Annotated in this window: 20 protein-coding genes and 1 rRNA gene (1 of these 21 running past the window's edge); 10 read left to right on the forward strand and 11 right to left on the reverse strand. The window is 37.3% G+C overall.

Annotated elements, in window-relative coordinates; genetic code table 11:
• The 3 genes from CJ191_RS00020 to CJ191_RS00030 form a co-directional block, all read right to left on the reverse strand.
• A 16S ribosomal RNA gene (locus CJ191_RS00020) occupies positions 1-181 on the reverse strand (it extends 1,340 nt beyond the left edge of the window).
• 569 nt (positions 182-750) lie between these two features.
• Positions 751-1,695, reverse strand: coding sequence for an aldo/keto reductase (locus CJ191_RS00025; RefSeq protein WP_102198571.1), 945 nt, complete (start codon positions 1,693-1,695; stop codon positions 751-753).
• 119 nt (positions 1,696-1,814) lie between these two features.
• Positions 1,815-2,627 carry a DUF1189 family protein gene (locus CJ191_RS00030; RefSeq protein ID WP_257994089.1) on the reverse strand — a complete coding sequence of 271 codons (813 nt, stop codon included), beginning with the start codon at positions 2,625-2,627 and terminating at the stop codon, positions 1,815-1,817.
• A gap of 154 nt (positions 2,628-2,781) precedes the next feature.
• Between CJ191_RS00030 and proC the strand changes: the two genes are divergently transcribed.
• Positions 2,782-3,591, forward strand: a complete 810-nt coding sequence (proC, locus tag CJ191_RS00035; RefSeq protein WP_102198572.1) for a pyrroline-5-carboxylate reductase — start codon at positions 2,782-2,784, stop codon at positions 3,589-3,591.
• 119 nt (positions 3,592-3,710) lie between these two features.
• Positions 3,711-4,805 carry an FUSC family protein gene (locus CJ191_RS00040; RefSeq protein ID WP_102198573.1) on the forward strand — a complete coding sequence of 365 codons (1,095 nt, stop codon included), beginning with the start codon at positions 3,711-3,713 and terminating at the stop codon, positions 4,803-4,805.
• Between the two features lie 148 nt (positions 4,806-4,953).
• On the opposite strand, the gene pulA is transcribed toward CJ191_RS00040, so the two are convergent.
• Together pulA and CJ191_RS00050 are read right to left on the reverse strand one after the other, a co-directional pair.
• Positions 4,954-6,942 carry a type I pullulanase gene (gene pulA, locus CJ191_RS00045; RefSeq protein ID WP_102198574.1) on the reverse strand — a complete coding sequence of 663 codons (1,989 nt, stop codon included), beginning with the start codon at positions 6,940-6,942 and terminating at the stop codon, positions 4,954-4,956.
• 202 nt (positions 6,943-7,144) lie between these two features.
• Entirely contained in the window at positions 7,145-8,395 is a 1,251-nt protein-coding gene (locus CJ191_RS00050; protein ID WP_102198575.1) for an adhesin, read from the reverse strand.
• Positions 8,396-8,584: 189 nt separating this feature from the next.
• Between CJ191_RS00050 and ntdP the strand changes: the two genes are divergently transcribed.
• Positions 8,585-9,127: a nucleoside tri-diphosphate phosphatase gene (gene ntdP, locus CJ191_RS00055; protein WP_070466855.1), complete on the forward strand. Its 543-nt coding sequence runs from the start codon at positions 8,585-8,587 to the stop codon at positions 9,125-9,127.
• A 169-nt stretch (positions 9,128-9,296) separates the two neighbouring features.
• Here the strand turns inward: ntdP and mutY are convergent, their stop codons facing one another.
• Together mutY and recX are read right to left on the reverse strand one after the other, a co-directional pair.
• Entirely contained in the window at positions 9,297-10,529 is a 1,233-nt protein-coding gene (gene mutY, locus CJ191_RS00060; protein ID WP_102198576.1) for an A/G-specific adenine glycosylase, read from the reverse strand.
• A gap of 32 nt (positions 10,530-10,561) precedes the next feature.
• Positions 10,562-11,623, reverse strand: coding sequence for a recombination regulator RecX (gene recX / locus CJ191_RS00065; RefSeq protein WP_102198577.1), 1,062 nt, complete (start codon positions 11,621-11,623; stop codon positions 10,562-10,564).
• Between the two features lie 165 nt (positions 11,624-11,788).
• Between recX and CJ191_RS00070 the strand changes: the two genes are divergently transcribed.
• Both CJ191_RS00070 and CJ191_RS00075 read left to right on the forward strand, forming a co-directional pair.
• Entirely contained in the window at positions 11,789-11,989 is a 201-nt protein-coding gene (locus CJ191_RS00070; protein WP_070466861.1) for a hypothetical protein, read from the forward strand.
• 50 nt (positions 11,990-12,039) lie between these two features.
• Positions 12,040-12,285 carry a DUF2922 domain-containing protein gene (locus tag CJ191_RS00075; RefSeq protein WP_070466863.1) on the forward strand — a complete coding sequence of 82 codons (246 nt, stop codon included), beginning with the start codon at positions 12,040-12,042 and terminating at the stop codon, positions 12,283-12,285.
• 223 nt (positions 12,286-12,508) lie between these two features.
• On the opposite strand, the gene CJ191_RS00080 is transcribed toward CJ191_RS00075, so the two are convergent.
• The 3 genes from CJ191_RS00080 to galE all read right to left on the reverse strand — a co-directional run bounded on the left by CJ191_RS00080 (position 12,509) and on the right by galE (position 14,912).
• Positions 12,509-12,763 carry a helix-turn-helix domain-containing protein gene (locus tag CJ191_RS00080; RefSeq protein ID WP_003141237.1) on the reverse strand — a complete coding sequence of 85 codons (255 nt, stop codon included), beginning with the start codon at positions 12,761-12,763 and terminating at the stop codon, positions 12,509-12,511.
• Positions 12,764-12,941: 178 nt separating this feature from the next.
• On the reverse strand, positions 12,942-13,586 hold the full coding sequence (locus tag CJ191_RS00085; protein ID WP_070466865.1) for a LysM peptidoglycan-binding domain-containing protein: 645 nt from the start codon (positions 13,584-13,586) through the stop codon (positions 12,942-12,944).
• Between the two features lie 309 nt (positions 13,587-13,895).
• The gene (gene galE, locus CJ191_RS00090; protein ID WP_102198578.1) at positions 13,896-14,912 is read right to left on the reverse strand and encodes a UDP-glucose 4-epimerase GalE; all 1,017 of its coding nucleotides are present in this window, start codon (positions 14,910-14,912) and stop codon (positions 13,896-13,898) included.
• Between the two features lie 367 nt (positions 14,913-15,279).
• Between galE and CJ191_RS00095 the strand changes: the two genes are divergently transcribed.
• The 4 genes from CJ191_RS00095 (at position 15,280) to CJ191_RS00110 (ending at position 20,897) form a co-directional block, all read left to right on the forward strand.
• Positions 15,280-16,527 carry an MFS transporter gene (locus tag CJ191_RS00095; protein ID WP_102198579.1) on the forward strand — a complete coding sequence of 416 codons (1,248 nt, stop codon included), beginning with the start codon at positions 15,280-15,282 and terminating at the stop codon, positions 16,525-16,527.
• A gap of 292 nt (positions 16,528-16,819) precedes the next feature.
• Entirely contained in the window at positions 16,820-17,686 is an 867-nt protein-coding gene (locus tag CJ191_RS00100) for a prephenate dehydrogenase (protein ID WP_102198580.1), read from the forward strand.
• 296 nt (positions 17,687-17,982) lie between these two features.
• Positions 17,983-19,620, forward strand: a complete 1,638-nt coding sequence (locus CJ191_RS00105; protein WP_070466872.1) for a peptide ABC transporter substrate-binding protein — start codon at positions 17,983-17,985, stop codon at positions 19,618-19,620.
• Between the two features lie 233 nt (positions 19,621-19,853).
• The gene (locus CJ191_RS00110) at positions 19,854-20,897 is read left to right on the forward strand and encodes an ornithine cyclodeaminase family protein (protein WP_102198581.1); all 1,044 of its coding nucleotides are present in this window, start codon (positions 19,854-19,856) and stop codon (positions 20,895-20,897) included.
• Between the two features lie 216 nt (positions 20,898-21,113).
• Here CJ191_RS00110 and CJ191_RS00115 read toward each other — a convergent pair whose 3' ends face one another.
• On the reverse strand, positions 21,114-23,081 hold the full coding sequence (locus tag CJ191_RS00115) for a heavy metal translocating P-type ATPase (protein WP_374754461.1): 1,968 nt from the start codon (positions 23,079-23,081) through the stop codon (positions 21,114-21,116).
• A gap of 187 nt (positions 23,082-23,268) precedes the next feature.
• On the opposite strand from CJ191_RS00115, the gene CJ191_RS00120 reads away from it, so the two are divergent.
• Positions 23,269-23,496: a DUF2829 domain-containing protein gene (locus tag CJ191_RS00120; RefSeq protein WP_070466877.1), complete on the forward strand. Its 228-nt coding sequence runs from the start codon at positions 23,269-23,271 to the stop codon at positions 23,494-23,496.
• The last annotated feature ends 27 nt before the right edge of the window (positions 23,497-23,523 follow it).

Consider the following 23,523-nt stretch of genomic DNA (forward strand, 5'->3'; position numbering starts at 1 on the left):
TTATGCGGTATTAGCACCCGTTTCCGAATGTTATCCCCCGCTTATAGGTAGATTCCTTACGTGTTACTCACCCGTTCGCCGCTAACGTCAGAAGTGCAAGCACTTCGTCTGTTCGCTCGACTTGCATGTATTAGGCATGCCGCCAGCGTTCGTCCTGAGCCAGGATCAAACTCTCATGAAAGATTTTCATGAGCTTTGATTGCTCATTAAAGTTTGCTGACTTATTTATAGTAGTTCTCACTACTTTGAATTGTTGGTTTCAATTGCTACGCAATTGATTCCCTACACAATTTTGGTTCGTCTTCTTTGTTCAGTTTTCAAAGGTCTATCTCGTTGCTTCATTTAGCAACTTTTATAATATATCATCTTCATTCAACAACTGTCAAGCGAAACTTTAAAAAGTTTTTTTGAACGTTTTGTTGTTTTTTTGAAGCGACTTGGACATCATACCTTAAATTCTGATATCTTGTCAATAGTTTTTTTAAATATTTTTACTTGTCTCGAGAACTGACATAGCTTCTTGACAACTACCTAACAATACCATGTTGCAGATCACTCTGTCAACTAGTATTGTTCAAAAATATTTTGTTGAAATATTCCTGTAAGAACTATTTCCGTAAAGAGTATTATAGCAAGTAATTTAATTCTATACAAGTATAAAATCAATAAAATACAAAAAATTGTTTATTCAATTATAAAAAGAACGCAAACCCGTTGATAGATCTGCGTTCTCTCAGTTTTAATAGTTAATTAAGGCAATCGGTTTCCAGCGCTTTGATATATTTCATACCATTCTTGACGTGTAAATTGAACGTCACTTGCTTTAGCATAATTTAACATACGATCAATATTGGTTGTACCTAAAACTACTTGCGTATTATCAGGAATCCTTAGCAACCATGCGATAGCAGCAGCTTCATTATCCAATCCATAACGGCTACCGATTTCAGTTAATTTATCATTCAAGGTTTTATAATTTGAATCATTGAAAAATACACCATTTTCACCTTGAATTGGTGACCATGCTTGAATAGCCATATCATGCAATCGGGCATAATCGATTAATTCCCCTCCTCGATTTAACCCTTCTTCAGTTTTAGTATTTACACTGAATCCATAATCAAGCGCAAGCGTGTGAGCTGGTGAAAGCTGAATTTGGTTTGCTACTAAATCTTGCTTAACATATTTCTTCAATAATTCAATCTGAATTGGTGTATGATTACTCACGCCAAAGTTTCGAACTTTTCCACTAGTTTCTAAAATATCAAAAGCTTCAGCTATTTCCTTTGGTTCCCATAAGGCATCATTGCGATGTAGTAACAGAATATCTAAATAGTCTGTTTGTAATCTCTCTAATGATTCATCTACGGACTGCAATATATGTTCTTTAGATAGATCAAAGAAATTGCGCTCATTATTATGATAAGTGTCTGGTAGATAGATACCTACTTTTGACTGTAAGATAATATTTTCTCTCGGTATATCGAGACCCGCGAAAGCTTCTCCAAATAATTTCTCTGCTCCGCCTCTTTCTTGAAGGTAGATATCTGCATGATCAAAGAAAGTTAATCCCGCATCATAAGATCGTTGAATAATTTCTTGGACCTCAGCAACAGATTTCCCTTCAATACGCATACACCCTACCGCTAGATTGGGTACTGATATACCGCTTTTACCTAGTGAGATTTTTTTCATATAAATTCCTCCGAATCGCTCAAAGAAAACGTTTGTTTATAACTAACTAACATTATACTTTCTTTAATAAGTATTTAAAATAAAAGCGCTCTGTTAATTGAATATTGTTATCCATTCATTTAGATTGCATCTGTTCGAATGAATTTCGTTTGTCGGTAAGATAGATATAACATCGTAATGGTACCAATCCATAATATAGGAATCATAATAACTACCGTTGGCATAAAGAATCCGATAGCAATGGAGAGTATAGCTGGCAACCCCATAGCTGTTGCTACCATTCCTAAACAATATTGGAAAGAGAACAAGTCATGAAACTGATTTTTTTGTAAGATATTTAATCGAGAGGTAATTAATAGCAAACCACCTAGTCCAAGTATAAAAATTGTCAGCTGACGCGTCATCACCAGAATCTGGCGACTTTGTGTATTTACTTCAGTTTGATAGCTTACGCGTAAACTTTCTATTAAAGCGTCATTATCCTCTAAGTAATCCGCAAAATTTAATGGTAGATTAGCTGTGTAGCGGGTTTCTTGATCCGTTTGATAGACGAATTGATCTGGAAGTATTAGTAATAGTTTATCATTACCTTTCAAGTAGCCATCCAAGTTATCAGCACTTGGTAAAATAACTAACTGCATTTGGTCACCATCTATCACTATATCGGTCTGGTCTGACTCAAACGTACCATTCTCATAAGTAAAATTCGATAGCACACTAGCAGTTTCATCCGGTATGATCGTATGTAATTCTTCAAAGGCATTATTAACAGCACTATCTTCAACAGATTGAAAATGACTTACAAATGGCCAAGTCATCATAATCGACCATAAAATCATCACAAGTACTGATTTCCACCAAGTCATTAAATAGCGATGGTAGAAAATATTAGCTGGACTAAATATATCTTTTATATAGTGTATCGGAAACATTAAAGTGATTCGCTCCTTTTTTTGGTAACTTTATTATAACGAAAGTTGAATTGAATCATAGGTACTTTTCGTTAGTCGTGAAACTACGGAATTTATGCTAAAATGAAGTTGTTTTAATGAACTTGTGATTCATTTAAAGAAGGAAGGCGCATTTATGAAACAAATCAATAAAAAAATTGCTATTATCGGTTTAGGAAATATGGGTACAGCTATCTTAAACGGCTTAGTGAAAGCAGACAACATTGATAACCAACTCATTATTGGCTCACGTGCTAACCCAGAAAAAGCTGAATCTGACTCAGCTAAATATGGCATCCCTATTTTAACAGATAACCAAGAAACAGCTAAGGGAGCAGATGTCATTATCCTTGCAGTAAAACCTTATTTGATGAAAGATGTGGTAAATGAGGTGAAGCCTGTAATCACAAATGAAACGATAGTGATTTCAGTTGCTACCGGCTATAGCTTAACGAACGCAGCTGAACAATTAGGTGACCATGTGAAATTTGCTCGAGTGATGCCAAATATTCCTGCACAAGTTGGAGAAGGGATCTCCGGTGTGGTCTTTAACCAAAACCTGTCTACGAATGACCAAAGCTTGATTATGCAAATCCTAAATACTTTCGGATCTGCTGAGCAATTAACCGAAAATCAACTAGATGCCTTCACGGGTATTGCAGGATCTAGTCCAGCGATTATCTTTATGATTATTGAAGCAATGGCGGATGCTGGTGTGGCAAAAGGACTAACTAGATCCCAAGCCTTGGCCTTTGCAAAACAAGCAGTCAAAGGTGCTGCTCAGTTAGCAATTGAATCTGATTTACATCCAGGTGCTTTAAAAGACGCTGTATGTACTCCTGGCGGAACAACTATTGAAGAAGTGCGTACCGCTGAATCGATGAATCTACGCTCAACAATTATTGAAACGATGATTGCCGGTATTGAAAAATCGGAAAGTTTATAATTTATATAAATTGATAAAAATTTACCTTTATTGCTAGTTTTAACGGCTATTAACTAGTAATATGAAAATTGAAGAGTTACTATATATGATGAAGAACATTAAAAAGGATTGAATTAAAAATGAAACTTGGTGCAAGGATGTTTAAGACAGGCCTTGGCGTAACACTCAGCATCTTACTCGCTAATTGGTTACCCTTTGTTGAACCTGTCATCCCAGCCTTTACTGCCATCATCGGTTTGCAACAAACGGTTAGAGGGTCTATCGATACCTTCTTCAATCGAGTTATAGCAGCCATATTGGGAGGAATCGTTGCTGTAATCATGGTCTACTTCTTCGGAAACTCCCCCATTATTATTGGCGTGACTGTAACGTTGTTTATCGGTATTTTACGTACCTTAAACATGGCAAACGTCATTACTTTAGCGACAATCACGCTTGTAGTCATTATGTTGCGTGACCAAGATATGATCATCACCTCTGCAATCGCGCGTGTAGTTGAATCCTTACTCGGTGTTACTGTTTCTTTACTGGTGAATGTTTTTGTTCTACCTCCAAAATATGATGCTATTTTATATGAAGAAGTAAATAAAACTTCTAGTGAAATCTTAGTACGCTTAAGGGCGATACTCAGGAAAAACGGTGAGTACTCTACCCTTACTTCAGATATATCTTGGGCTGAAAACCGGATAAAACAAGCTCACAAACTATTTGCATTATTAAAAGATGAAAATGTTTGGTCTAAACAAAAACTACCTATGTTAAAAAGAAAACTAGTTGTTTTTCGGGCTTTAATCATCTCATTAGAAGAAGCTTTAGCTCTGTTATCTGTTCTACATATCCATACAAATGTGATGTTCCAGTTACCAGATGAGTTACGGATACAAATCCGTGAACGAATTGAAACTTTATGTTCTGCCCATGAGCAAATATTCTTGAAATTTGATGGTCGGATTTCACCTTTAGAAGTAAATTTCTTCCAACCCACTCAAGTTTATCGTCAAGATTTAATGGATTCTATTTTTGAGTATGCTGCCATCAAACAAACAGCTACCCCAGAAGAATTCGAACGTTCAAATGCCTTAATGTTAATCACAGGTCAATTAGTATCTTACGAGGAATCTTTGATTAAATTAAATACCCTAATTCGTTCATATAGAATTCACCATGACGAAGATGACTATCAAGCAGATTCACTAGAAGGTATTGAAAGTTAAAAACATATACATGTCAATATTTACAATGTCTATATTTACCAAGAAAGGAGGTCAAGACAAAACGTCTTGACCTCCTTTCTTGATTTGTTTAATCATTTGAATGATTTTCAATCATAATGAACACTACAATTAGACATAGTATGATGGTCTACGCTACTCGTTCTAAAATTAATGTCGATAGTATTGGCACTGTAACATTTGCATTACCTTTCTCTAATTCGACAAAGTCCTCATCCACCATTTGATTATCCCGAGCTATTGGGCGCCAGCTCCCTTCTGGTATCCATACAGAGACATCATTCAATTGCCCATTAAATATGATCACCAACTCATGCCCTAGACCATGGTAATGCACACCAATAATTTGGTAGTCCGATTTGATGATGGTTGCATTTTTAAAGAATAGATCTTGATTCCTCTCTGTGAAGAATGGGTATTTCTTCCGTAATGCAAGTAACCCCTTGAAATAGGTCACAGCTTCAAAATTAGCAGCCATTAAATCCCAGTCTATATTATTAATCTTATCACCTGCATTATAGGAATCTCTTACACCATGCTTAGTTCGAAAGAACTCTTGTCCACTATGAAAGAATGGAATTCCAGCCGATAAAGCAATGATACTGTTACCTAAAAGCTGCCTTCTTTTTCGTAGGCTTACCGGTTCTTCTCCGTGGGATAAAGCAATTTTATCCCGTAAAGTATAGTTATCATGTACCTCAATATATTGAATCAGTTGTTGGGGTTGAGTTACATTTGCATCACGTTTCGACAAATTTCCGCCACCTAAGTAAGAAGCAAGAACAGCTTGTTCAGTCATAAATTTCCCACTAATAAAACCTGGATCAGTGGCATCTCCATAATCAGATCCACGCATTTGATCTCGCAATTGGTCGTTAAAGTATGAAATGCGTGGTGTTTTATAAGCATTTCGAAGGATAGCTTTTTTATCTGAAGATAAAAGGGTTTCCAAGTCCCACCCTTCTCCATACATCAAGATAGATGGATCAACTTTATCCAAAGCTTCGCGAATAAGATTTAATGTTTCGATATCATGTAAGCCCATTAAATCAAATCGGAAACCATCAATATGAAATTCCTCAGCCCAATATACAATTGATTCAATCATATACCGACGAAACATTAACCGCGTTGAGTCTGTCTCATTCCCAACGCCTGAGCCATTCGACAAGTCACCATTCTTGTTATAACGGAAATAATAGTATGGCACAGTTAAACCTAAGGGATGACGTTCATGTTCATAGACATGATTATAGACAACGTCCATTACGACACGAATCCCTTTTTTATGTAGGGCCTGTATCATCTCGCGCATTTCTTTTAACCTAGCAATAGGATCACGAGGCGACATAGAATACGAACCCTCCGGCACATTATAGTGCATAGGATCATAACCCCAGTTATAATTATCAGGGCGGTCTAATAATTCATCTACAGTCACAAAATCTGCCATTGGCATTAATTGTAAATGGGTAATTCCTAGGTCAGCAATATAATCTAAACCCGTTGGAAAGTTATTGGCTGTTTTCGTACCAGTTTGACTAAGACCAGCAAATTTCCCGCGTTTTTCTTTCACTACACCTGAATTGATATTAGCGGTTAAGTCACGAACACTAGCTTCATAAATAATAGCATCACTTGCATGAACAAAGGGTGGACGCTTGTCATTTTCCCAATTTTCAGGATAACCCTCTTGCAAATCTACAATTACAGACCGAGCACCATTAACGGTTACAGCTTTTGAATATGGATCTTGTGTAATTTCAACAGTTGAATTAGGGAAGCTAATTCGATACATGTACGGTGTATTCTTATAATCCCCTTCCAAAAGAATTGAATAGGTACCCGTATCTGGCTCTTTCGTCATCTGGATTGCCTCATATTCATCCGATGTATCCGATACATATAAGAGCAATTCAACACCAATGGCTATCGGTGTCCAAAGACGTAGCAGTGTGCTCGCTTTGGAATATGCACAACCAAGAAAGCCACTATAATAATAGGCCTTATCAAAATCCTCAGATTTCATGGTTTCGCGCATTCGTAGACTAATTAATTCTGGATCAGTTGTTTCACTTAAATCAAAAATCTCTTGGATAGTTAGAATATTTTCTACCATGATTGCCTCTTTTCTTCAAATCGAAAAACGATTCATTTATATTCAGTTTATCACATTTATTTTATCGATTTTTAGTCTAAAAGACTACAAAAAACACCTTAAAAGGTGATTTCCCTATTGCCCACTACCAGACAACCATGGCTTGGACAACTTATGAATATCGACTCCTTTTAAGATGTTTTCTTAAACTGATATGTAAAAATTATTCAGATAATGTTGCTTCCTCTGATGATCCATCATCTATAACGCTTTCTGATGGCGAATCAGCTGCTTCATTTGAAGATGGTTCTTCTACTGGCGCAGACCATCTATACTCAGATTCTGATGCAGAATAGTTGTAATCGTTAGCTGCTTCTTCTGATGCGATAGATGCTGAAATTGATGCTGCTTCGGCTGCCGCCGCTTCTTCTGCTGCGATAGACTCTGATTCTGCAATGGATGCATTTTCAGCGTCTATTGAAGCTTGCTCTTCTGCCGCAATAGATTCAGCCTCTGCTTCAGCTGCTGCCGCTTCTTCTGCTGCAATAGATTCTGATTCTGCTTGCGCATCAAGTTCTGCTTGCATTGCTTTTACATCTTCATTTTTGCCATCATATCCATCAGTCGCATTGATTTGTATATCCTCAATTTGTGTCATCAATGTGTTGGCCATTAATAAACTAGCATCTTGAGAGAACCCTTCATCTGTAAAACTATTTTCAAGGTTTAGTTTCTCTGATTTATCTCGTGCTTCACTATAGGCTGTGTTGATATCATAAACATTGTAGCCTGCATCTTGCATTGCAGATAAGGTATGATCATTGTATGCCACATAATCTTCATCCTCAGTCATTTCTTGACTAGATGCTGGATATTGTGCAAATACGATTAGCGCTGAAGGTAAATCCATACGAATAGTGTTAAATAATTCTTCAATATTATCTGAATGCTCTTCTTCAGAGATACCAGCTTCATAATCTTCCTCTACAAAAGTTGGAATAATCACTAATTGTGGATTTGCTTCAGTTAAGCTGCCTGAGTACTGCTCTACGGCATCTGCACTTGTCATATCTGCCCAGTCAATTGAATGAACCGCTGTTTCTTCAAATTCAATTTTCTTCAAACGATCTGATATAGTCGTTGTCCAATCCTCTTGATCTGCTTGTGTACGAGCGATAGAGATAGTTGGTACTTGTTCAACACTTTGTAGATAATATAAATAATGTAATGCCGTTGTTTCACCACGATTATCTGCAAAAGCTTTCACCATTTCTTCTGGATCGTATTCTGCTTGTGTACTTGATGCTGTTTGATTCATGTCTACAGACATTGATGAAAATGTACTTGCTTGATCTGCTAACATATTTTGCTGACGTGATCGATAAACAAAATAGCTACCTCCCACTAATACCAATGAAATGACAATAAAGACTGCTGTCAAAATCATCTGGTTTCTATTTGATTTTCTATTCATACTTGAGCTCCTTTATACAAACTTTTCCCATTATTATTCTATCATATAACAAAATGAAGCTAAACTGAATGAAATCTTTTAGGTTTTTTAAAGAATATTCAAGTAGGCAATTAGCCTACTTTTTCATTTTTCATTATGCTATAATATTTTATGTTACAACCTAGCTAGGTGTAGAAAGTAGGTTTAGTGATGAGAAACCCTAAAGAAGGTGAATTCATCACAGTCAAAAGCTACAAGCACGATGGTTCTTTACATCGCACTTGGCGAGATTCTATGGTTTTAAAAACAAGCGACCAAAGTATCATTGCCTGCAATGATCATACTTTGGTTGTTGATTTTGACGGTAGACGATGGGTGACTAGAGAACCCGCCTTACTATATTTTCATAAACACTATTGGTTCAATATTATTACAATGATTCGTCCGAACGGTGTATCTTATTATTGTAATTTAGCGTCCCCTTACGTATTGGATGATGAAGCCTTGAAATACATCGATTATGATTTAGATATCAAGATTTTTCCAGATGGTAAGCGGAAATTATTAGACGTAGATGAGTATAAAGACCATCGCCAATTAATGGGCTATTCGTCTGATATAGATGCTATTTTAAAAGATAACGTTCAAGAGCTTGTACGTTGGATTAATGAAGAAAAAGGGCCTTTTTCTAAAGAGTATGTAGATATTTGGTACGAACGCTATTGTCAACTAAGTCACAAACGCAAGAAGTAAATCATAGTAATAGTCAATATGTAGATAAAGACTGTGGTGATATGCTAGAGGTGTGTATTTGAGCGATTGGTGGTGGACTTAGACCGTCACAGCAGAAGACTTAAACCATCCTGAATATTCACGACAATTTACACAAAAGGCTACGACTCATACAGTCGTAGCCTTTTGTTTATTTATTTTTCTGCATTTCTTGATAATTTTCATATGCTTGCCAAACTTTCATTTGGACAGTTGGGAAGGCATAATCTTCAAATTGATGTGGTGCGACCCAGGCATAATCTTCTTCACCAGAAGCGATGAGCATATTTATCCGTTGTTCGTCTTCACCTGTTAATTGTCCGTAAGCTAATTGAATATGCCAGATCAGATGCGTGAAGACATGTTTAACTTGGCCAATTTCCTTACGCATAAAAATTGGTGAAATACCGTAATTTTGCTTACTTTCAGCGAGTAAAAAATCTAATTTTTCAGTTATGGGCAGATCCTGATTAGCTTTTGTTCCTAATTCAATTAAGGGTGCGGTCCAAAGGTTATTCAGCAATTTGTGTTGCGTCCTTTTCTCAATTAATACTTGCCCTTTAGCGTTTTGTAATATCAGGGCTTGATAATAAACAGGTTTCGCTTTGGCTTTTTTACTTTTGATTGGGTAAGTATCGGTGGTACCTGTTAGTGTTGCTAAAGTATAATCTCGCAGTGGAGATAGCTCTGGCATAGCTTTCTTAGGTGTTTCAAATGAAGAACCTAAGTCCATAATTGCTTGATTAAAATCTCCTGGTCGGTCTGGATCGACTAAATATTGTCCCACAGCTTCAAATATTTTTCGGTTGGCAGGTTTTTGTATATCTGCATTAATCATAAACAAACGAGCAATTACACGCATGGCATTTCCGTCAATAGCTGGTACTGGGATGTTGAAAGCAATCGAACCAATAGCACCTGCTGTATAAGGACCTATACCTTTCAACTTTTTGATATCCGCTAAATTGTCTGGAAAAATACCATCATAATCATTCATAATTTGTTGCGCAGCCACCTGCATATTACGAACTCTAGAGTAGTAACCCAAGCCTTCCCACACTTTTAACAATTGGTCTTCTTTAGCTTCTGCCAAATCTTTTATAGTCGGGAAAGCAGATAGAAAACGGGCATAATAGTCAATTACAGTTTCCACTCGGGTTTGTTGTAGCATGATTTCCGATACCCAAATCCGGTATGGATCTTTAGATTCACGCCAAGGCAACCGACGACTTTCCTTATCGTACCACTCTAAGAAAGTTTTCCTAAAAGCTTGATTAGTTACCGGTCCCCACACTTGAACACCTTCTATTACTGGGCCCAAGTCCTGAATGGCGGATTGATTTATATATAAAGATAAATCGATGTCTTGATTTACTTCAGTCACTGATTCCCTTCCTCTTCTACTTTATATTTGTCTTAAATATCTTCCTCATATTCCCAAAGAGCTTGGTTGATCAAGTCCAAAGGATAACCTTTATTATAGAGCATTCCTTTAACCTTAAAGATCAATTCCTTGCCCGATAGTTTTTTATATCGTCGCATATACTTGTCCAAATCTTTATGTAAAACCGCGAGTTCTTGGTCTTCATCTTGATAATGTTCTGCCAATCGCTGCATTAATTCCTGAATCAGATCACTATCAAAACCCTTTTGTACTAAGTATTGATTCGTCTTCTGGCTAGCGTTGCGATGAGATCCCTTCCTTAGTTGTTTTTTAAAATACTTTTCTGCAATAGTATAAGCATTTTCCACTTCTGTAGCTCGGTCATATTCTTTTAAAGACTTATCAATCTCTTCTTCCCTTAGTCCCTTATTTTTCAATTCTCTCGCTATGACATTAGGACCTTTTTTATTAATATTCATCGCCGTTCTTGTATAGGCTTGCCCAAACATTGTATCATCAATTAGTTTCACAGCTTTTAATTTTTTAATCACTTTTGCCATTACATCCGGTTCAATTTCTGCTTCCGTTAACTTATCTTTTACCTCTTTTTCGGATCGAAGTTGATAACTCAAAAACCGAACCGCTAGCTGATAAGCATAATCTTCTTTATCCACTTGCTGGATATCTGTGATAAAAGCTTGGTCTAAAACTTGCCCCTTATGCAAGGCAAATTTCACCAAAGTATTTTCACTGACCCCGAAGGCAAACTGACCCTTGATATAAATATTAAACCGTTTCTTATTCTTCTGTACTTCAATAGCCGTAATTTCTCCAGTCAGCACCTGTTTTTCATTGGTTTCTACTTGGCTTTTTTCTTCTTGAAAAAGGGACGCTGCTTTCTTAGTTCTAAGCCCTTCAGCTTTAGCTAGTAAATCGGAGGCCAAGCTATCCGCACTTGGTACAGACTGTCCAACTTTTTTTGATCTATCTTTCTCATGAACTGGCTCATTCCTTTTACTCGTCAAGGGCTTTGATGGCGTACTTTTATCCCCTATATCAGATAATTTCATTGGGCCGTGTTTTTTTTCAGTCATCCTATTATCCCTCCTTAAAAATCCCGATATTCTCTATATATTCTAGCATAGGAAAAGGTTAGGTCACAGTTTCTACAATTAGCTTGTCACTTTTCTCTCAACCATCGTTCTTATTAGTGTAAGTCATCCGGAGGGCTTACAAAACAAATATTGGAGGGTTTATCTATGAAAAACTTTGAATCTGCAAAATTAGAATTAACATACTTGAATGTTGACACAGAAAAAGAAAATCGTATCACATTGAACGGTTTAATCGAAAATCCAGATACTGGAAAATTAAATGATTTAGCTATTGCCCTTTCTAACTTAGTTGAAGATCCATTTACTGGTGCGGCTGTAGTTGAGCGTTATATCATTACTGATTAATCATTTAATGAACAAGTTACCTGTCCCTATTGTCCAAAAGGAGGAATATTATGATTGAAGAAACAAATGTATTTGAATTAAAATTTAAAACTGCTGACAACAAAACACGTACCGTAACGATCAAAAATCCGAAACCTGACCTAGATGCAGCATCAGTAGAAGCAACTTTAAACGCTTTTATCGCTACAGAAGCTTTTGTCAATGATGACCGTCAAAATATCTTTCACTCAGCTGTTTCAGGCCGTTACGTAAACCGAAAAGTTCAAGAAATTTACACTACACCTACAGAAGCATAAGCGCATTATCAAGAGAGAACTGGACAGATTAGCCAGTTCTCTTTTATGGATATAGATAATTATTTTTTGCTAATAATATACAATTCAACATATTTAAATAGGGGGGGCGATATTATGGTCACACCCCTTTTTGCTATAAAAAATAGTCGCATTCGTTTATGGAACTTCAGGGGTCACAAACGAATACGACTTTTCTAAATTGATTGTTATTAATTATTCAGAACTACAATTCAACTTTGACAACTAAGTTTCCGCCAACAGCGTCAACGATTTCTTGTAATGTTGCTAGAGAAATATTTTGTTGTCTTGATTCTACACGTGAAATGTAGCTTTGTTTACGTCCAGAGATTTCTGCTAGACGCGCTTGAGAAATACCGCGTTTACTACGAATTTCTAAAAGGATCTCTGCTGCGTTTTGTGTTGCTTTTTGACGAGCCGCTTCACGTGGCTGTGCATTCGCAATTTTTAATTCTTCCATGTTCAGCCCTCCTTACTTACTATATATTATACTGCAAATTATTTGATATGAGTTATAAATTACTTATAAATCTAACCTATACAAAAATTACCTACATAAGAATACAACTTTTTCACTATAATTGCTAGTAAATTCGACCAAAGACACCGCTTTTAGCACAAACTCACATAAAATTCACTTATTGTATACGAACTACTTCACCTGGGGTTACTGAAGCTTCCGTTTTACCGTTCAATGATAGAAATTCATCCAAAGTTAACCCATTGTTGGTTGCAATTCGGTACGCATTATCACCTGATTGAACTGTGTACGTGCCAACTGAATCCGTCTGACTACTTTCACTCGTGCTGTCATCTGATGATGAGCTAGCGCTTGAAGCATTCGATGACGAAGACGATAAAGAACTAGATGATACACTTGGTGCTGTATAAGAAGGATCATTTGCTCTTGACTGAGCTAATGATGCTGTATTTTCTTCATATTCCGCTGTTAAACTTGCTAAATCTGTACTGTAATTCGCATCTTTGGTTAATGCCACAGATGCTTCAACTGAAGTGTCTTCACTTGAAGTGCTACTTGAATCCCCTAGAGATATACCAGCACCATTCCCCTTAGTTGTTAACGGTTCTGCTGAATAATAATCTGAACCACTTAATGGTTTGGAATCGACCTGTACACCTAAAGGGTTCCCTTCTTCAGCCGATGCTCTCCACGGAATAATCATCAATACTATAGCAGCAATCAAAATGCCCACAACTGTATATTGCGTTGATCGAGATTGCGCTTGCCACTTATCTCTAAATTCACCTAGCCATGCTGGCATAGTAATTCCCCCACCTTAAAAAAAGAAATGATGTGGTCAAATGTGCTATAAATATCCTACACACCTTTTTACCACATATCGCATACGCTTAAAATAAGTTAATCCCAACTATAATGCGTATATTCGAAAGTAAACGCCATAATCCTCAAGCATATGCCTCATATTATAGCATAATAATACCCATACAATTTAACTTATAGATTACCCATAGATTGCAGTTGTGTTACAAAATATAATAATGACCTCTCTATAGCATAGCTAAAAAGAAGCCTTCGAATTCCTTCATAGGCTCCCATTAAACATAACGCTTTAGTCTTGGTCATAACCGTTTGGATTATTTGATTGCCATTTCCATGAATCTCGACACATATCTGCTAGATCATGTTCTGCTGTCCAGCCTAATAATGATTGAGCATAAGATGCATCTGCATAATTCGAAGCAACATCGCCAGGACGACGGTCCACTAATTCATATGGCACTTCGACCCCGTTTTGTTCCACAAATGTATTGACTAAGTCTAACACTGAATAACCAATACCAGTACCTAGGTTAACTATTTCAACACCTTCATGAACTAGGGCATGTTTAATTGCAGCAACGTGTCCTTTTGCTAGATCAACTACATGAATATAGTCACGGACACCAGTACCATCATGTGTAGGATAGTCACTACCAAATACTGAAAGGTGGTCGCGTTTACCAATAGCTACTTGAGTAATATAAGGCATCAAGTTATTGGGAATATCTGTTGGATCTTCTCCGATTAAACCTGATGCGTGCGCACCAATTGGATTAAAGTAACGTAAGATCATGATTGACCACTTATCATCTGCCACAGCTAAATCTCGTAAAATTTGCTCATTCATTACCTTAGTATAGCCATATGGATTAGTTGCACTTGTTGGTAAATCTTCAGTTAATGGTGATTCGTTGTCCATACCGTAAACAGTAGCAGACGAAGAGAACACAATTTTACGCACATTAAACTCTTGCATAACTTCTAAAACTGATACCAACCCACCTAGATTATTATCATAATATTTGATCGGTTTAGCAACAGACTCACCTACTGCTTTAAAGGCTGCAAAATGAATAACCGCTTCAATATTTTCTACTTCAAAAATATGTGTTAAAGCTTCCTTATCTAAAACATTTGCCTCATAAAAACGTGGACGTGTACCAGAAATTTGTTCAATTCGCTCCAAAACAACTGGTTTACTATTTGAATAATCATCCACAATGACGACATCATATCCAGCTTGGATTAATTCAATTGTTGTGTGGGAACCGATATAACCAGTACCACCCGTAACTAGAATAGTCATCTATACTCTCCTTTTATCCTGCAGTTTATTAAATAGTTTACTTATAGGATTTCTATCATTTAAGTCTATTGTATCATAATGACAAAATAGAAAAATATTAACAATATGATAAATTTCATTTAAATATACTAGTGAAAAAACTCACCAATCTCAAAAAACAATAAATGCAACCATTCCAAAGACTAACAAGTAATCTCTAAATTGAAAAAAGCATTGAAATATTACTATATAAGAGGATACAATCAAACTGCATCAGGATTTTTATACAAGCAAGAGATGCCCAATGTGCAAAAATCACAATTTTTATACACTGGTCTTTTCTTCCATTAGTTTCTGTCTAAATCCAGTTTAATATAGGAGGAAATAAATGAAAAGTAATCAAATGTTTTATGGGTGGAAAATAGTCTTCGGTGCGGTTTTAGTCTTGTCAGTTACTGGACCAGCAGGCGTTGCGATAGCAAATATTTACCAAAATGCTGTCACCGATGCGCTAAATATTTCTAGTAGCCAATTCTCTATTTCTAATATCTTAATTTTAAGTGTTTCAGTCCTATTGTCTTCTTGGGTATCAAGCTTACTGGCAAAAAACTTCAAAAAAGTTTTTTTAATCGGTTCCCTTATCTATGGTTTAGCTTACATGTCATTTGGTTTAGTAACGAATGTCTGGATGTTTTACCTATTATCTATCATCGTAGGATTTGGTTTCTTAACCACTTCAGCTATGGCCATGTCTATCTTAATATCTACTTGGTTCATCGAAAAACGTGGTTTAGCCCTATCTATTGCCCTTGCAGGTTTAGGGGTTGGTGGGATTATATGGAGCTCAATCGTGACAAGCCTAATACATTCTATTGGGTGGCGGGCTACTTATATGACATATGGGGCTATTATGTTAATCATCACTTTAGGTATTGGGCAATTCATTTTCGTTTCGAAACCTAAAGATAAAAATTTAGAAGCTTTAGGCACAGTTCATTCAAATAATCACAATGATCATGACGCCAAATTCAATTCCCGCGTACCATTTACAATGCAAGAATCACTACATAAGCCATTCTTCATTTTATTACTATTAGGTGCTATATTCGTAGGCTTGGCTAATAACGCTGGTTTAGGTCAGTTCCCACCATTCATGCAAAGTTTACATGGTCCACAACAGGGGGCAGTTATTATCTCCGTTTATTCTGCCATTGGTATCTTAAGTAAATTATCTATGGGTATTATTGCAGATAAATTGGGCACTGTTTCGGCCACCATTTGGTCTTCTATCCTATTAGCATTTGCTTATTTCCTTGCAGCTAGTACAACTTCCTATGGCTTTGCAATTCTAATAGCAATCCTATTTGGTTTGGGTAATGCAAATGCCACAGTACTGGTGCCTTTACTTATTTCTGCCATTTTCTCAGCACAAACTTCCACTCGTGTATTTGGTTTAGTCAACCAATTCCTATTCTTAGGAATGATGTTTGGTTCATTCATGGCTGCATCCATTGCTGAAGCTACTGCATATACTATAGCTTGGTATATTTTTGTTGCAATATCCCTCTCGATCATCGTCTTATGGGGTATTGCTTATCTACTGGCAAAAAAAGATTTCAAAGTAATCAAAAAATAGTTTGACTTAAAGTGGCAAAAAATGCAATAATACAATTAGAGTAGATATGTCACGTACGTATTCATCTCAATTTATTTACGACTGCCAATGCATCCCACTGCATTGGCTTTTTTTATTTTTTAATATAGGGATAAAAGTCAGATTGACTACTTATCGTTTCTTTATATATATATGTTATTGCGTAAATTATGCAACATTTACCTTACATTTCCCAGAGAAACGCTAACAAATGTATCAGTCTACATGTTATTATGAAACAATATAACATACGCATACAGTTAGGAGTATTATGATGAAAATTGGGATAGTAGGTTTAGGTGTAATTGGGGGTTCTTTCGCAGAGGCATTACAATCTGCAGGCTATCAAAATATCTATGGAATTGATCATAACCAAGAAACACTGGATACTGCAGTGAATATGGGTATCATCAAGGAAGGGTTCTTAACTGGTGATAGCATCTTGCCCGAATTAGATTTAACGATTATGGCCTTATATCCAAAAACTGCCGTAAAATTTATCCAAGCTAACCATGATTTCTTTAAAGATGGCAGCATCTTAATGGATACAACCGGCATCAAAGAGACATTCATGGCTGAAATGGCTACTGTTCTACCTGAAAATATCGAAGTTGTTTATACCCATCCAATGGCTGGTAGGGAAAATCGTGGCATAGCCTATGCTCAGGGATCAGTATTTCAAGGTGCGAATTTCCTAATCACACCAACGGAAGCGAACCATGAAGATACTTTGAAAAAAATCGAAGGTTTAGCTACAGAAATTGGTTTTGGTAAGGTTAACCGTGTTTCAGCTAGCTTTCATGATCAAATGATTTCTTTTACTTCACAATTACCGCATGCCATTGCGATATCATTAATGAATTCAGACCATGAAAAACGCGAAACTGGAAAGTTCACTGGTGATTCTTACCCAGAACTAACAAGGATTGCTAAAATCAATGAAGATTTGTGGAGTGAACTCTTTATCGATAATAAAACTTACCTCTTACAATCCATCCAAGACTTTGAAATACAACTTAATTTAATTAAAGAAGCTATCAAAACAGATGATCGTGAACAATTAAAAGCTCTATTTAGACGCTCGACTGCTAATCGTTTGAAGTTAGAAGCTGGGATGGATGAGCGAAAGAGAAAGAAATAAACAAATCTTAAATCTGTTTAAACCAGAAATAGTAGTAAATATAAGAGGCTGGGCAAAAATATCTCAGCCTCTCTTTGCTATATAAAAAGATTTATCATCAGGTTTCAAAAGTCAGCATTGTTTGCTACTTCCCAAAATGGCAATTCTAAACGACTCTTGTCTCACCTTCTTTTTTTCTTATCAATAGTGACCTTCTTTTAATCAGTCAATCATTAAGCAAGTTACTCCTTTTTTCACAAATAATAAGTTATAGTAATAGGAAGAATGATAATGCTATTGAAAAGAGGTTGAGTTTTATGAAGAAGAAATTGGGGATTCTTTCACTGACGGCATTTACACTTGTGCTAACAGCGTGTGGAAATGGTGGCATGTCGACTGAAAACGAAGAAACAGCAAAGAATATCATGGTGACAGTTAATGGCGAATTGGCTTCACTTGATAGTATCTCTTCAACTGACACACCAAGTCAAAATACGATTGCCAATGTAATGGAAGGTTTATATCGTCCAGCGGATAATGGGCGTAATGAATTAGGGGTAGCTGCTGAGGAACCAACAGTTTCAGAAGATGGCTTAACGTATACTTTTAAAATCCGTGAAGATGCAGATTGGTCAAATGGTGACCCGGTAACTGCAGAAGATTTTGTTTACACCTATAAAAAAACAGTTACACCAGAAACAATTGGTGGTAATGCGAATAAATTCTATGTCATAAAAAATGCGGAAGCTATCGCGAACGGTGAAGCTGAACCAGACACACTAGGGGTCAAAGCCATTGATGATAAAACGTTGGAAATCACCCTGGCCTCTCCTACAACTTACTTTACAGACTTACTGGCAACACCTTACTTCCTACCAGTCAACCATAACGTCGCAACTGAATTAGGTGCTGATTATGGTACCTCGGCAGAAAACGCTGTTTATAATGGCCCATTTACAGTCAGTGATTGGAATTCAACTGAAATTGAGTGGACTTTATCGAAGAATGATGAATACTGGGATACCGAAAATGTCGATTTAGATCAAATCGAATGGGTAATGTCTAAAGAAAACTCAACAAATGTAAACTTATTTGAAGGTGGAGAACTTCAATATACTGAAATTACGACACCTTATGTACAAGAGTATCAAGACTCTGAATTCTTACACATTGATCCAAAAGGGATGATTGGGTACATGGAATTTAATTCGCAATCTAGTCCTACAGACAATGTTCACTTCCGACGCGCAATCAGTCAGGCATATGATAGGGAAGGATTTGTTGATGCTATCCTTGATGATGGTTCTAAACCTGCTGGTGGTTGGATACCAGCTGATTTTGGAGCGGACCCAGAATCAGGCATTGACTTCCGTGAAGAAAATGGTGACTTAATGCCTTTTGATATCGAAGCAGCTCAAGAAGAGTGGGCACTCGCTTTAGAAGATTTGGGTACAGATACTGTTGAAATCGAATTGTTGACGTCTGATACTGACACATCAAAAGCAACTTCAGAATACTTACAAGCACAACTGCAAACCAATCTACCTGGTTTAACCGTCACCGTTCGAAATGTACCTTTAAAATCTCGTCAAGCAATCACCGGGACTGGAGATTTTGATATTGTATACGGTACCTATAACCCATCGTATGCCGATCCAACTGCCTTCCTTGATTATTTTGTAACAGGTTCGTCACTATCATCAGGTGACTTCTCAGATGCTACTTATGACGAATTAATGACTGAAGGAAAAACAACAAACGCTTTAGATCCTGCTGCACGCTGGGATAGTTTCCTAGCAGCTGAAAAATACTTAGTAGAAGATGCAGCAGCTGTGAGCCCAATCTACCAAGGCGCATATGCTAGTTTAATTGATCCAAACTTAGAAAATGTGATCAATCAACCAAATGGCGTTGCACAATACTACCGTGCGGCTACTTACAATATTTCTGAGTAAGAAATAGCTATATCCATAAAGACACAATCGAAAGATTCCTCCTACTCGATTTAGAAAGCTTTCCACATACAAGCGCTATGTATTGTCTATATAAATCTACATTCGGCTAAAGCGATCATGCTCAAATTTATTTTACTTTTTTAGACTAAATAGCTATTATTAAACTATACACACACGTATACGCCCAGTATTTCTCATATGGGTTAAAAACAATCAAATAAGGGAGTGATTAAATGACATTGTTACTGAATGTTAAAGACATCCGAGGCTTAATCGATATGGCAGAAACTGTCAATATTGTCGAAAGAACTTATCAAGAAATGGGCGAAGGTAAAATCGTCAATCCCAGTAAGGTGAATCTAGACTTAGGTGAAACGGGTAATTATCCCTATTATGAAGGCTTCATGAATGCCATGCCTGCTTATGTTGACTGGTTAAATATGGCCGGCATGAAATGGATTGGTGGTTTCGATGGTGGTCGTAATGCTGCTGGTTTACCTTATATGACTGGTATGATTTTATTACTCGACCCACACGTTGGGCGTTTTTTATCTGCTATGGACGGCGCTTATATTACGAATCTTAGAACTGGTGCGCAAACAGCCGTTGCACTCTCTTACTTTAACTTAGGAGAATCTATCTCAGTAGGGATGTTTGGCGCAGGTACACAAGCTCGAACACAAGTCTTAGCCATCACTAAACGATATAAAATAAACCGACTAGTTGTTTGGAACCACCGTCGCTCTACCGCTGAAGCCTTTAGAGATGATGTGGCTCATCTGATTGATGGTGAAATTATTATCGTAGATAAACCTGAGGAAGCTACAGATAATGATGTCATTATCACAGTAACAGGTGCTACTAAACCCTTCATAACGGGTGATATGATTAAGCCAGGTACCATTATTATGCCAATGGGTTCTCGAGGTGAGATTACAGACGATATCATCGTTAACGCCGATTATATTTATGTAGACCACAGGGCTCAAGCTCTTCATCGAGGCGCTTTAAAGAGCTTAAATGATGCTGGCCATATCTCAGAAGCTGATATCACAGCTGACTTTGGCCAACTAGCTACAGGCGAAATCGCCCCTCAACACAATGACAAAACAACCACTATTGTGATTCCAATTGGTATTGGCGCGCTAGATGTAGCTGTTGCAGGGCACGTCTACCACAAAGCCATGATACAAGGCCTTGGCCAACAATTTGACTTTGACTTGCTTGGCGGGGACAACACCCAAAACTATATGGACCCTGACATGGAAAAAGCATAAAATGCCAACCAAGCTATGACATCATAAAGAGAGGATGCGACCAAACCGTCACATCCTCCTTTTGATATTCATGTATATTATTGTACCTTCATATCATAGAAACCTTCATTTGGATATTGTGAATCTTCAATTGCCTCTAGACTGCAATAACTAAGCCTCGAGAATCTGTTGCGGATTGGTTCACTAATATCTAAATTTAGCAAGGCATACACCTGGCTACTTATCCCTTTTTCCTCCTAGGAGTCGTAAACCATTCAGTATAACGAGAATGGTTGATCCCTCATGGAACAGTACCCCTAAAGTGATATCTGAAATGCCCATAAAATTAAGGACTACTAGAACCAAAACGACAAACATAGAAAAAGCCATATTTTGCCAAGTAATCCGGTTCAAAGCGTTAGAAAGTTGATGGGCATAGGTTAATTTTTCTAAATCATTGGCCATAATCACAACATCCGCTACATCAATCGCTACATCCGTACCATCACCCATAGCGAAACCAATATCTGCTTGAACAAGTGCTGGTGCATCATTTACCCCATCGCCTGTCATCCCAACCTGGCCATACTCAGCCTGCAAATCTTTTACAATTTGCGCTTTTTCCTCAGGTAAAACATTGGCCACGACTTGATCAATCCCTACTTGCTTAGCCACTGCTTGCCCAGTTGTTTCATTGTCCCCAGTGATCATCACGGTATGCACATCAGCTTGGTGTAAGTAGCTAATGGCCGTTTGAGCCGCTTGATTTGGTGTATCCATCATGGCAATATAACCAATCACACTTGCATCTTTTTGGATATACACAACCGTTTTACCAGCTTTAGATAATATATTTGTATGGTCTTTAATTTTATCTGGAACAGCTGTAAATATGGATGGTTTACCAATTTGGTAGTGATGGCCAGCATAATGACCGCTAAGCCCTTTTCCTAATTCGTTCACCACTTCAATATTTTCGGTTAATTTTTTCGTGTCCTCTTGAAATTCTTGTAAAATAGCTTGTGCCAAAGGATGGTTAGATTGACTCTCCATCTCAACTATTACCGGTAAGATGTATTCATCTTGAATCCCTTCAACAAAATAGTAGTCCGTCACTTCAGGTGACCCTTTTGTCAAGGTACCCGTTTTATCAAAGGCAATGGCTCTTAAATCTATTAAATTAGATAGGTAAGCACCACCTTTAAATAACACGCCATGACGTGCCAAATTAGATATGGCGGACAAGGTTGCAGGGACTGCTGAAGCTGCCAAAGCGCATGGTGACGCAGAAATCAGAAAGATCAAACCACGATACCAAGCTTCTGACCAATCCCAGCCAAAAAGCCATGGCCCTAACAGTACCACCAATGGGAAGATAGAAAGGACTGCTGTTACATAGTAGGGTTCAATCTGCTTAATTTTAGAAGCAGCTGGTGTTAGGTTAGCTTGCGAAGCTTCAACCATTTGGAGTATTTTAGCGAATACTGTTTCATCCGGATGTTTCGTTACTTCAACGACTATAGCATGGTCTCCGTTAATAGTAGCACCAAAAACCTCATCCCCAACTGACTTTTCTTTCGGCATGGACTCACCATTAATGGAAGCCTCATTGATCACTGTCTCGCCCTGAATAATTCGACCATCCGTTGGAATTTGATCACCATTTAACACCTTCACTCGGTCCCCAATTTGTAAGTGGTCAACCGCTACCTTTTGACTAGTCCCATCATCCTTTAATAAAAGTGCCTCTGTTGGATTTAATTGCATCAGATTAGTGATTTCACGGCGCGAACGCCCTTCTGCATAATCCTCTAGGAAATGTGCACCGGCAAAAATTAATATCAATAAGGCAGCTTCATAGAATGAACCAATTAGGATAGCACCTACAGCCGCTAACCCCATCAAGAGGTGGATATTTGGTTTGAATTTACCTGCAGACAAACTATCTTGTACGGTATCCCCAAAACCTTCCCCTAAAACATGGTAGCCAGAAAGGACAACAGCTAGCACCATTAGGATATTACCTATAAAACTTTGCCAGTTACCAATGATTAAGCCAAATACAAAAGCAATAAAACCTAATATATAAAGTTGTGTAGCTCGCTTCGTATCATGTTCACTATGGTTGTGCCCATGGTGATCATGCTTATGGTCATGTCTATGTGCTACCTTATCTTTGTGGTGGTGGGAGTTATTTTCAGTCATCATTCCCACTCCTTTTTAATCAATTCACTTACTATCTACAAGTTTATATGAATGGTTATTCATATACCTCGCCATCATTATACCTTAACTATATGAAAAATCAATCATATTCCGTAAAAATATAGACTACAAACGAATTGAAATTTGCTATAATACCTGTTGACCCATTTTGAGGAGGTGAAAATACATGACATTTGAAGAAATCTTACCTAAACTACGCCAAGGCGCACACATTATCCGCGACGGTTGGGGTGGTGCAGAAGAATATGTAAAATTAGTTGACCCCAAAGAATTTGAAGGTCAGGCAATCACCCCCTACTTCTTGATTTCCGTAGCAGGAGAAGGCTTTTCTATGTTCCAACCAACCGTTTGCGACATCTTAGCTGACGACTGGTCTATCGTTTCAGACAAGTAACTTACACAAAATTTACCCAATAGAAAG

Origin of the sequence: Aerococcus viridans (assembly GCF_002871935.1) — a bacterium.
In the GTDB taxonomy this organism is placed as follows: domain Bacteria; phylum Bacillota; class Bacilli; order Lactobacillales; family Aerococcaceae; genus Aerococcus; species Aerococcus viridans_B.

What these genes read in the sequence shown, in the direction of transcription:
- CJ191_RS00120 (WP_070466877.1), top strand. Translation starts at nt 23,269, where the DNA reads ATGACATTTGAAGAAATCTTACCTAAACTACGCCAAGGCGCACACATT.
- CJ191_RS00105 (WP_070466872.1), top strand. Translation starts at nt 17,983, where the DNA reads ATGAAGAAGAAATTGGGGATTCTTTCACTGACGGCATTTACACTTGTG.
- CJ191_RS00115 (WP_374754461.1), bottom strand. Translation starts at nt 23,081, where the DNA reads ATGACTGAAAATAACTCCCACCACCACAAAGATAAGGTAGCACATAGA.
- CJ191_RS00075 (WP_070466863.1), top strand. Translation starts at nt 12,040, where the DNA reads ATGATTGAAGAAACAAATGTATTTGAATTAAAATTTAAAACTGCTGAC.
- CJ191_RS00100 (WP_102198580.1), top strand. Translation starts at nt 16,820, where the DNA reads ATGAAAATTGGGATAGTAGGTTTAGGTGTAATTGGGGGTTCTTTCGCA.
- CJ191_RS00050 (WP_102198575.1), bottom strand. Translation starts at nt 8,395, where the DNA reads ATGAATAGAAAATCAAATAGAAACCAGATGATTTTGACAGCAGTCTTT.
- galE (WP_102198578.1), bottom strand. Translation starts at nt 14,912, where the DNA reads ATGACTATTCTAGTTACGGGTGGTACTGGTTATATCGGTTCCCACACA.
- recX (WP_102198577.1), bottom strand. Translation starts at nt 11,623, where the DNA reads ATGACTGAAAAAAAACACGGCCCAATGAAATTATCTGATATAGGGGAT.
- CJ191_RS00110 (WP_102198581.1), top strand. Translation starts at nt 19,854, where the DNA reads ATGACATTGTTACTGAATGTTAAAGACATCCGAGGCTTAATCGATATG.
- CJ191_RS00040 (WP_102198573.1), top strand. Translation starts at nt 3,711, where the DNA reads ATGAAACTTGGTGCAAGGATGTTTAAGACAGGCCTTGGCGTAACACTC.
- CJ191_RS00025 (WP_102198571.1), bottom strand. Translation starts at nt 1,695, where the DNA reads ATGAAAAAAATCTCACTAGGTAAAAGCGGTATATCAGTACCCAATCTA.
- ntdP (WP_070466855.1), top strand. Translation starts at nt 8,585, where the DNA reads ATGAGAAACCCTAAAGAAGGTGAATTCATCACAGTCAAAAGCTACAAG.
- CJ191_RS00030 (WP_257994089.1), bottom strand. Translation starts at nt 2,627, where the DNA reads ATGTTTCCGATACACTATATAAAAGATATATTTAGTCCAGCTAATATT.
- CJ191_RS00070 (WP_070466861.1), top strand. Translation starts at nt 11,789, where the DNA reads ATGAAAAACTTTGAATCTGCAAAATTAGAATTAACATACTTGAATGTT.
- proC (WP_102198572.1), top strand. Translation starts at nt 2,782, where the DNA reads ATGAAACAAATCAATAAAAAAATTGCTATTATCGGTTTAGGAAATATG.
- CJ191_RS00080 (WP_003141237.1), bottom strand. Translation starts at nt 12,763, where the DNA reads ATGGAAGAATTAAAAATTGCGAATGCACAGCCACGTGAAGCGGCTCGT.
- CJ191_RS00085 (WP_070466865.1), bottom strand. Translation starts at nt 13,586, where the DNA reads ATGCCAGCATGGCTAGGTGAATTTAGAGATAAGTGGCAAGCGCAATCT.
- CJ191_RS00095 (WP_102198579.1), top strand. Translation starts at nt 15,280, where the DNA reads ATGAAAAGTAATCAAATGTTTTATGGGTGGAAAATAGTCTTCGGTGCG.
- pulA (WP_102198574.1), bottom strand. Translation starts at nt 6,942, where the DNA reads ATGGTAGAAAATATTCTAACTATCCAAGAGATTTTTGATTTAAGTGAA.